The organism is Flavobacterium nitrogenifigens (genome assembly GCF_003254565.1).
Taxonomy (GTDB): Bacteria; Bacteroidota; Bacteroidia; order Flavobacteriales; family Flavobacteriaceae; genus Flavobacterium; species Flavobacterium nitrogenifigens.
Genome location: NZ_QJRI01000025.1, coordinates 1 through 238 on the forward strand (window position 1 = coordinate 1; position 238 = coordinate 238).

General features: G+C 45.0%; 1 protein-coding gene. It reads right to left on the minus strand.

Features of this window, described 5'->3' with window-relative positions; all coding sequences use genetic code 11:
• Positions 1-238 (minus strand): glycoside hydrolase family 97 N-terminal domain-containing protein (locus DM397_RS00110; RefSeq protein WP_204251828.1); only part of this gene is annotated, 238 nt, incomplete at both ends.

Genomic DNA, 238 nt, shown 5'->3' on the forward strand with positions numbered 1-238 from the left:
TCCAACGGCATCATCTAACATATACGAAGTTTCATAACTAGGACCTGTTCTCGCAAATCCGGTCATTGGATTGCTTTGCGGACACAGAAATGTAGTGGTTCCCTTAGGCATCAGAAATCCCGAAGCCTCTTCCTGAACCACGCACGAAAGCGTTTCTTTCTGCGGATATGCCTTATATTTGAATGCCAGATTATTATTGCTCACCCTAAAAATCACATCTAGAGCCGGTCTGCCCTCT